General features: G+C 44.2%; 8 protein-coding genes. 3 read left to right on the top strand and 5 right to left on the bottom strand.

Annotated elements, in window-relative coordinates; all coding sequences use genetic code 11:
* Nucleotides 1-826: 826 nt before the first annotated feature.
* Nucleotides 827-2263, top strand: coding sequence for a glyceraldehyde-3-phosphate dehydrogenase (locus tag BCT49_RS03470; RefSeq protein WP_102300378.1), 1437 nt, complete (start codon nt 827-829; stop codon nt 2261-2263).
* A 255-nt stretch (nt 2264-2518) separates the two neighbouring features.
* On the opposite strand, the gene BCT49_RS03465 is transcribed toward BCT49_RS03470, so the two are convergent.
* Nucleotides 2519-3580 (bottom strand): hybrid-cluster NAD(P)-dependent oxidoreductase, encoded by a 1062-nt coding sequence (locus tag BCT49_RS03465; RefSeq protein WP_102434161.1) that lies wholly within the window; start codon nt 3578-3580, stop codon nt 2519-2521.
* Between the two features lie 118 nt (nt 3581-3698).
* Complete coding sequence (hcp, locus tag BCT49_RS03460) at nt 3699-5360, bottom strand: hydroxylamine reductase (protein WP_102434160.1); 1662 nt, start codon at nt 5358-5360, stop codon at nt 3699-3701.
* A 274-nt stretch (nt 5361-5634) separates the two neighbouring features.
* On the opposite strand from hcp, the gene BCT49_RS03455 reads away from it, so the two are divergent.
* Both BCT49_RS03455 and BCT49_RS03450 read left to right on the top strand, forming a co-directional pair.
* Nucleotides 5635-5865 carry a hypothetical protein gene (locus BCT49_RS03455; RefSeq protein ID WP_017061777.1) on the top strand — a complete coding sequence of 77 codons (231 nt, stop codon included), beginning with the start codon at nt 5635-5637 and terminating at the stop codon, nt 5863-5865.
* Between the two features lie 91 nt (nt 5866-5956).
* A complete protein-coding gene (locus BCT49_RS03450; RefSeq protein WP_102434159.1) occupies nt 5957-7120 on the top strand; it encodes an alpha/beta hydrolase in 1164 nt (387 codons plus the stop codon).
* A 109-nt stretch (nt 7121-7229) separates the two neighbouring features.
* Here BCT49_RS03450 and BCT49_RS03445 read toward each other — a convergent pair whose 3' ends face one another.
* The 3 genes from BCT49_RS03445 to BCT49_RS03435 form a co-directional block, all read right to left on the bottom strand.
* Nucleotides 7230-7844 (bottom strand): LysE family translocator, encoded by a 615-nt coding sequence (locus BCT49_RS03445; protein WP_029223519.1) that lies wholly within the window; start codon nt 7842-7844, stop codon nt 7230-7232.
* 127 nt (nt 7845-7971) lie between these two features.
* On the bottom strand, nt 7972-8892 hold the full coding sequence (locus BCT49_RS03440; RefSeq protein WP_102434158.1) for a LysR family transcriptional regulator: 921 nt from the start codon (nt 8890-8892) through the stop codon (nt 7972-7974).
* Entirely contained in the window at nt 8886-9347 is a 462-nt protein-coding gene (locus BCT49_RS03435) for an Lrp/AsnC family transcriptional regulator (RefSeq protein ID WP_102434157.1), read from the bottom strand. Before BCT49_RS03435 ends, BCT49_RS03440 begins: the two co-directional genes overlap by 7 nt.
* Nucleotides 9348-9403: the final 56 nt, after the last annotated feature.

The raw sequence follows: 9403 nt of genomic DNA, 5'->3' as shown, positions 1-9403 counted from the left end.
TCTAAGCGGAGAAGAGCCCCCACGTTAAGGATAGGACATTAACAGAGGTTATTGATCAAATTGGATATGAACTGACGATACTCTGAGCCCAGAATAGACATTTATATTAACTGGCACCGCTTTCGGTGCTTTAAGGGTGGGAGGTATTAATTTGAGTCAGTGAGGTGTAAACCCATGAAGTCTACTCAAGAGAGGTACAAACAAGTGAAGTGAAACTAGATTGACGAGTTATTATCACTCGCATAACAAGTGAAAAGGAAAGCTTATCGGCTCTGCAAGGCAGCGAGTAACAACTCTAGACATTAACAAAGTCGACAATTAGGTGAAATTTGTGAGATCTAATCGTTTGCGTCATGCACTTTTCGCACTCTACCCTAGCTTATGCCAGGGTAGAACAAGAAAAACGGTCGATTTGCTTATCTATTGTTTACCATTCACGTGTAACTTGAGTTGATGATCACATCTTTTATGATCACTATAACCTGCATTACATATCATATTTTGAGTTGAGTATTTTTTGGCGAAAATTAAGTACTACAGATTGTTAAAGTCAATAGCCTTTATTGACACTAAAATCTTGATTAATGACTAATATAAAGCCAAGTTTCAGATAATTTATCTGCATTTATTTTTCCTAGCAGAATAACCCGTCGTACCTTACAATCCTGCCACATAAAAATTACAAGTTACACACAAGGCATATCAAGCGCATTTTAAGTGGCGTTAAAGACCACAAAAGCTTAGATAGCTCAACTCCCCCATGCACTCATGGCTACCCTACATTCGCTATGATTGCAGAAATTAACGTGAAAGGTCCCGAGTAAAGATGAGTCCCGAAAAGCACCTCCTAGACTGGCAAACTAGTCAAACTATTGCTGAATCAATCGCTCCTACTTTAGGTCAGTTGTACCGCCAAAAAGGCGTTGAAGTTATCCTGTTCGGTAAAACACTGGTTAACGCGACAACTATCGACATCATCAAAGCTCACCGCATCGCAAAACGTTACACAGGTTCTCCGCTTACAGCAGAACAGACTCAACCAATCATTCAACACCTTCTCTCTATGGACTTGTCTCCATGTCGTATCGATGTTGGTCGCCTTGCTCATACATTCTGGCAAGATCGCGAAGACACACACGGGTTGGATGATTTCCTACAAACTGCACTTTTAGAATCGCTTGAAGGCGATGCGATGACAGAACCTCGCGATGTTGTTTTGTACGGTTTTGGTCGTATTGGCCGCTTGTTGACTCGTCTATTGATCGAGAAAAGTGGCCCAGGTTACCCACTACGTTTACGTGCAATTGTTGTTCGTGGCGGTAAAGATGGTGACTTAGAAAAACGTGCAAGCTTGCTACGTCGTGACTCTGTTCATGGCCAATTCAACGGCAGCATCGTTGTAGACCAAGAACGTAAAGCGATCATCGTTAACGGTAACTTCATCCAAGTTATCTACGCAAACAAGCCAGCAGAAGTGGATTACACCGCTTACGGTATCGAGAATGCACTTGTCGTTGATAACACAGGTGTGTGGCGTGACGCTGAAGGCCTAAGCCAACACGTTGCGTGCAATGGTGCGAAGAAGGTTCTACTGACTGCGCCAGGTAAAGGTGAGATCAAGAACGTCGTATTTGGTGTAAACCAAAATGACATTCAACCAGAAGATACAATCATCTCTGCTGCAAGCTGTACAACAAACGCAATTACGCCAGTATTAAAAGCGGTTCACGACAAGTTTGGTGTCCTATCGGGTCACATCGAAACGGTTCACTCATTTACCAATGACCAAAACCTGATCGACAACTTCCACTCTGGTGATCGTCGTGGCCGTGCTGCTTCATTGAACATGGTACTGACATCAACAGGTGCTGCAAAAGCAGTATCAAAAGCGATGCCAGAAATGGAAGGTAAGTTAACAGGTAATGCGATTCGCGTACCGACGCCAAACGTTTCAATGGCAGTAGCAAACCTAAACCTTGAGAAAGGCACAAACAAAGAAGAGTTGAACGAATACCTGCGTGAAATGGCGCTATCTTCGACTTTATCTGCACAAATTGATTACACCGACTCAACTGAGATTGTATCTACAGACTTAGTGGGCTCTCGCCACCCTGGTGTGGTTGACGGTGTTGCAACTATCGCGCAAGACAACCGCGCTGTTCTCTACATTTGGTACGACAACGAATTTGGCTACAGCTGCCAAGTTGTTCACTGTATGGAACAGATGATGGGCGTTCGTTACAAGACATACCCTGAAGTTTAAACGACTTCGATCTTGTAACTAACTCAGCGCAACCAGCTCCACAACATAATAACTATATCTGCGAAGTCTATTATGGGCTTCGCAACCCCTTTTGTTTTGCTCCCCCGTATAAACAATAGGGTTGCCACTTAGATCTGCTCTCTCTAACGATCTAAGTGGCCTTTTTATATCTGCGACACGCTATGTCTTCTAAACACTGTGTCTTCCACACGAACCTCGTTCCCATCTTGCTTCATTCTTGCTTGTATAAGATGGCTACAATTCAACTTCAACATCTGACTGAATCGTACTTGAACACGCCAACACGTATCCCTGCTCTATTTCTTCAGCTGTTAGTGTCTCTTGACTGCTTGATTCCACCGAGCCTTTGGTCACTTTGCATTTGCACGAACCACAAATACCGCTGCGACAAGCGATGATAATTGGAACGCCTGCATTTTCTAATGAATCTGCCAGTGGCGTGCCCGCGTCGGCTTGCACTTCTTTACCAAATGCAGGTACGAAGACTTTTACAGAACCACCATCATTCGCTTCAACATTGTTCACGTCCGCCTCTACGTCTTGCTGCGTGTCTTTAGAAACAGGGGTGAAGCTCTCTTGATAGAAGTTATCCATGTTGAACTCTAGTTCTTTTAGGTAACTTTCTATATCTTGCATGAACCCAACCAGGCCACAAAGATAAACGGTTCTGTCTAAGATGTCAGGGCTCAGTTTCACCAACCAATTTTTATCCAATCGACCTTGAGGCGCGGTTGTTCCTTCGTTATCTTTCAGCAGCAGTTTTAGGTTGAAATTAGCATGTGTTTCGTCGAGCTGATGAAGTTCTTGAAAGTAGATAGTCTCAAGCTTATTACGTGCCATATGAACGAAATCTATTTCCATCTCGCTATCTTGAGACAACCAATATTTCACCATCGCCATGACTGGTGTGATCCCACAACCCGCGCTGACCAGCGTCACTTTCTTGCTCGTAGTAGGCATGCAATCAATGCAGTTAAAGCCACCAGCCGGCTTTAAAACAGAAACCTCATCACCTTCATCAAGCTCATCGACAATAAAGTTAGAAACCAAGCCACCTTCCACACGCTTTACTGTCAGTTTTATGCGATTGTCTTCAGGACAAGAAGCCACAGAGTACGCGCGGTAATCGGTTTTTGTCGGCATGTCCAAACCCAGTGTAATGAACTGGCCTGGCTTAAAGTTGAAATGTAGGTCTTGTGGAATACTGCCAAGCTCAAAGCTGACCGTATCTGGCGTCTCATGCCATTTCTTTAAACACACTAAATTGATTGAATCGCTATCCGACCATGCATACATAGTTCACACACCTTGCTGATGACTAATTGATTAAATGACTGAAGATTTAAATCTAAAAAGCCCCGACATTACCAACTCTAAGAGAACAGCAACAAAGGGGCTTAGGAGTGCGCTTAAATTAAGCCGCTAAGATTGTTTTAAGATCTTGCTCTGGTGTTGAGATAGAACGCATATCGAACTCGTCTTGCATAATCTTAAGTAGGTTTTCAGTTAGGAACGCAGGCGCTGTAGGGCCCGTGTAAATACCCTTCACACCTAGAGCGAACAGTGTAAGCAGGATAACGATCGCTTTTTGCTCGAACCAAGATAGAACCAGCGTTAGAGGCAGTTCGTTGATGCCACAATCAAACTCTTTAGACAGTGCTAAAGCAAGCTGAATAGCCGAGTAAGCATCGTTACATTGGCCAACATCGAGTAGACGTGGGATACCGTTAATGTCACCAAATTGGTTCTTGTTGAAACGGAATTTACCACATGCCAATGTCAGGATTACTGAATCTTCTGGCGCTTGAGCTGTGAAGTCTGTGTAGTAACTACGCTCAGATTTGTCACCGTCACAACCACCGACTAAGAAGAAGTGCTTGATGTTACCTTCTTTCACTTGCTCAACAACCGCTGGAGCGGCTTCCATCAGTGCATTACGACCGAAACCGACAGTGATCATTTGCTCGATCTCGTCGTGTTTGAAGCCTTCTTGCGCCAGTGCACAATCAATTACTGCGCTGAAATCATCACCTTCAAGGTGATCAACACCCGGCCAGCCTACGATGCTACGAGTAAACAGACGGTCTGCGTAAGAACCTACATCAGGGTTAAGCAGGCAGTTAGATGTCATTACAATTGCGCCAGGGAAGTTAGCGAATTCTTTTTGCTGGTTCTGCCAAGCGCTACCGTAGTTACCCGCAAGGTGTGGGTACTTGTTTAGCTCAGGGTAACCGTGTGCAGGTAACATCTCACCGTTAGTGTAAACATTGATGCCCTTGCCTTCGGTTTGTTGAAGGATCTTTTCTAGATCATGCAAGTCGTGGCCAGAAACAAGGATACAGTGACCTTGCTTAGTCTTTACATTGACCGTTGTTGGTTGCGGGTGACCGAAGGTATCAGTCTCGCCTTTGTCTAGCATTTCCATTACTTTGTAGTTCATCAAGCCAATCTGCATTGATGTATCAAGTAACTGTTTTAGATCTGATGGATCAGTACCTAGGAATGCCATGATTTCATGGTATTCAGCGAAAATAGCGTTATCAGTTTGACCAAGAACACGAGCGTGTTCCATGTAAGCTGCAGCGCCTTTTAGACCGTATAGGCAAAGAAGACGAAGTCCAATCACATCTTCATGTTGAGAGTCGTGACCACGGTTAACCGCGGCTTGTGGTGCAAGTGCCAATAGCTCTGAAGAATCAGTTGGAAGATCGAACTGCGCTGCTGCAGAAAGCGTTGGGATTTCAAAGCCAATCAAAGTCGCTGCTGCGCGAACTTGTTGCTCTAAACGCTGTTTGAATTCGTGAGATTGCTGTGCAAATTCGATGATACGAGCAGGGTCGAAGTTAACGTTGGTGAGAGTGGCGAAAAACGCTTTTGGCGCCCACTCATCAATTTCAGTATCAATAACATCGCAAGTGCGACCTAAATTTGCCCAAAAAGAGACACCTTGGAGAGAATGCACCAACACATCTTGAAGGTCGGATACTTCCGAAGTTTTGCCACACATACCTTGTGCGAAAGAACAGCCTTTTACAGTGGGTGTTTGAATTGTTTGTTCACATTGAATACAGAACATATAGGGGCTCCAGTAATTTTTTATTAGCTGTAAGTACTTTGCTTACAGTGACTTATTCCAAACCCTATAGAGCATCAAACGTGCCAACTCTTAAGTTGTTGATTTTAAAAGATTTGATTAAATTCCATATTTTTAGTGCGTGTTTATGACTACATATAAACCCTCAAACCACACACACCTGTGTCATAGTGACTCTTGAAGAATATTTAACGACGTTCATGTTTCGTTCAGAATAGAAGCGATAAAGTAACAACATAGAAAGAGAGGAATGAATATGAAAAATATATTAGTTACGATTGTTGCATTGTTTACTGGCCTTTTGGCGCTATTCACAAGCTTGATTCTTGCTATTCCTTTGGCTATTGCAGCTTTAATTACTGGCAAGCGCATTCAGAATCAAATGAAGAAACAAGGTTTCGCAGCTCATATGAACACTCGTCAGTCATCAACCAATGATGCCGGTGTTATTGAAGGTGAATACGAAGACCTTTCAAGCAAAAAGTAATAACAAAAAATAAGTAGTGAGTAACAAGTGATAAGTAATCTAAGCTGTTTACTGAAGACAACTTAAAACATGACAGAGACAAGATTAAAAAATGCATAGCAAGACTATTCTAACGCTACTCGCTTTAACGACTTTAAGTCTCGTTGGTTGCTCCAACGAGACCATAGCCCCCGCTTACGAAACATCTCCTAACTTGCCTGAATATCAGCAAGACAGCTTTGACGCCTACGTGAACGACACTCAAGATTGGTTACTGAAAAACCGTGTGTTCATGACTAAAAATAAGCAGTTAGAGATTCAACTCAATTCACCCACCGAATATCAACCTGCCAAACCTAATGGCAAGGCAGTTTTATTGGTTCATGGATTGGGCGATTCTCCCTACTCATTCAAAGACATCGCGACCCATTTAGCCGAACAAGGTTACCTAGTGAGAACGGTATTACTACCCGGTCACGGCAGCCGTGTTGGCGACTTAATGCAGCCAAACTTAGAAGATTGGCAGGGCGTGGTGGCTCACCACACTAAGTTGCTAGAGCAAGAGTATGATTCTGTGTGGCTTGGCGGTTATTCAACCGGCGCGAATCTCGTGACTTCACAGGCGATGAACGACCCTAAGATCTCTGGGTTACTGTTGTTCTCTCCTGCATTTCAACCGAGTTCGTCTGCAGTTCAATATGCAGGGCTAGCAAGCTACTTTGTTACGTGGGCGGATCAAGATCCTGAAGACAATGTACTTCGCTACAACTCACTGCCAATGAATGGTGCTTCGGTTTACTACGAAACCTCAGAAGTGGTTCGCGAAGACTTACAAGATAAACACTTCGATAAGCCCGTGTTTATTATGATGAGTGAAGGCGACAGTGTGATTGATACTAGCTTCGTTCAGCAGGCGTTTACTGAGTCTATGCCCAACCCAAACAATGTGTTGGTTTGGCAAGGAGAAACCACACTTGACGATCCACGCGCTGTTCAATACAGCATGAAGATCCCAGAGCAACGTATCTCGAACGGCTCTCACATGGGGTTACTGTTCTCACCAAGCAATCCGTACTACGGAATCAATGGTAGCGAAAAGATCTGCTCTAATGGTCAGGCTGAAGGTTTTGAAGCCGAATGTAACGTGACAAGTGAGGTTTGGTACTCGGCGTGGGGATATCGTGAAGAAGGCAAAAACCATGCGCGTCTAACCTACAACCCGTACTTTTCTGACTCGATGGAAAAGCTCGATGCTGTACTGAATTCGGAAGGCTAACAAGCTCAAGTCTGTCGAAGCCAATCCCTAAAAGTCAAAAAGGCTCACTAGATAACGTCTAGTGAGCCTTTTTAATGGATATCGTTTCTTGCCAGTATATGCCCTACCGCTATATCGTCCACACCACGCGAACAGCAAGCAAGATTAAAACCACACCTGACAATCGATCGATCAACTGCGCTTTTGCTCGAATGCGCTCTACGATCAACGGGCTAGAGAGCACCAAAGTAATAAAGGTATACCAAAGGCCATCAACAATCAGTGGCGTTGAGACAATAATCACTTGATTGCTAAGTTCATTACCTAACGCCACAAATTGGCTAAATAGAGCGATAAAGAACAGCGCGATCTTTGGGCTCAAGATTGAGATCAAGAAAGCCTCGCGAGCAGACTGCATGTAGCTCATCTGTTCACCTGCTTCCAATTTCGCAGCAACCCCACCTTTTGAGCGCAACGCATTCACACCAAGGTAAAGTAGATACGCCGCACCCGCCAAACTGATACCTTTAAATATCATAGGCGATTGCTCAAGTAACACCGCTAAACCGACAATGGTTGCGAACGCGTAAATACCGATGCCAGCAGCATGTGACCAAGCCGCGATAAGCCCGTTCATACGGCCACCAGCCAAACTATGCTTAGCGATCATCGCCAAACTTGGGCCCGGAGACATTGCACCCAACAAGCAGATAGCTAATAAAGAAAACCAAATTGTTACTGTCATCATTCCATTCCTAGTAAAACCAAGCGTTCCAGCTGAACACTCTACAATTAATACTCAATACTTAGTGCTTACGATAATTCGCAAAAGGTATTAATTGAAATCAAAGATTATCATCATACTTATGATTTTAAGTCATACTAATGTTGTAACTCGACTTCTGCATCGCTTGGAATGCCTTTTCTCGCGCCCATTTATGAGCAGAGTCATTGTCATACTTCGGGTGCCACATTAACCAATAGGTGTGCATCTCCGTTTCAAATGGCAGCGAAAAGTAGGTCGTTTCAAGGTGTCGACCTAAGTTATAGGCGATATGTTCCGGAACGATCATCAGATAATCGTCTTGCATTAACACAGTGCCAGCCGATGAGAAGAACGGAACCTGCAAAGCAACTCTACGCTTATGCCCCAACTTCTTTAACGCAATATCTGAATAACTGTCCTTGTCTCCCCCACCGGTCACTTTAATGTGAGAGTAGCTGACGATATCTTCTGTACTCAAAGTCGATTGCTGAGCTAATGGATGGGACTTACGCATCAAACACACCGACTTATCTTCGCCAAGTTTGATGCTAGAAACATGTTCTGGTTTCTTAGGAAAAATACTCGAAGCCAAGTGAATACCTGACTCATTCAGTGCTTCAAGGTAGTTTGGCTGCCACAAGCGGTATGCCAAATTGATATTCGGTGCTTCGGCAGACACCTCGGCAACAATCACAGGCAAGATATACTGAGCCACATAGTCACTCGAAGACAACACCAACTCACCTTGCCAATCTTTCGGTTCGAACGGCTTATCATCTAATAAGTGATCAAACTCGCCCAACAAGTCATCGAGCTTGTCTTTAAGCTGAAGCGCACGATTGGTCGGGACCAGCTTATTGCCATCGCGAACTAACAGAGGGTCGCCACACAAGTCTCGTAGCTGGCTAAGCTGACGACTGACCGCCGACTGCGTAATGTGCAGGCGCTGAGCGGCACGGCTCACATGACACTCTTCAAGCAGCACATGCAGCGAGCGCAGCAGATTTAAGTTGATATTGCCTAACATGAATATACCGTCGGATTCAGTTTATTAAAAAACTCAGTCAACACAGTATGAGTCACTAGGTGGCGCAGATCTGGATAGCTTTGCAGTTGATCGCGAACTTGGTTTAAATGCTCCATGCTTTCCACTTCAACGTACAGCATCATATCTGTCTCACCGCTGATAGAGTGGCACCATTGCACACCATCAATGCTCTGGATTCGTTGCGCATAAGACTCACAGCTATGGTCGCTGCTCGACATATCGAACTTCAACAAGATGTAAGCGCACACATTCTTCGTTTGATTGGGCTCTGTCACTTGAGCGCAATAACCCGTAATCACTTTGTCGCTTTCCAGTTTCTTGATCCTGGCATTCACCGCCGAGCGCGAAAGGCTGACATCTCGGGCGATATCGCTCACTGAGCAACGTGCATTGGTTTTGAGAATATCCAAAATCTGGCGATCAAATTTATCCATGCTTCTGATTCTTTCCACTTATTGTTCTATTTATAGTGCCTAATTTGACACAACTT

The sequence above is a fragment of the Vibrio lentus genome, assembly GCF_002875945.1.
Taxonomy (GTDB): Bacteria; Pseudomonadota; Gammaproteobacteria; order Enterobacterales; family Vibrionaceae; genus Vibrio; species Vibrio apostichopi.
The sequence above is the reverse complement of the archived record's forward strand: the minus strand, read 5'-3'. Positions and strand labels throughout refer to the sequence as shown.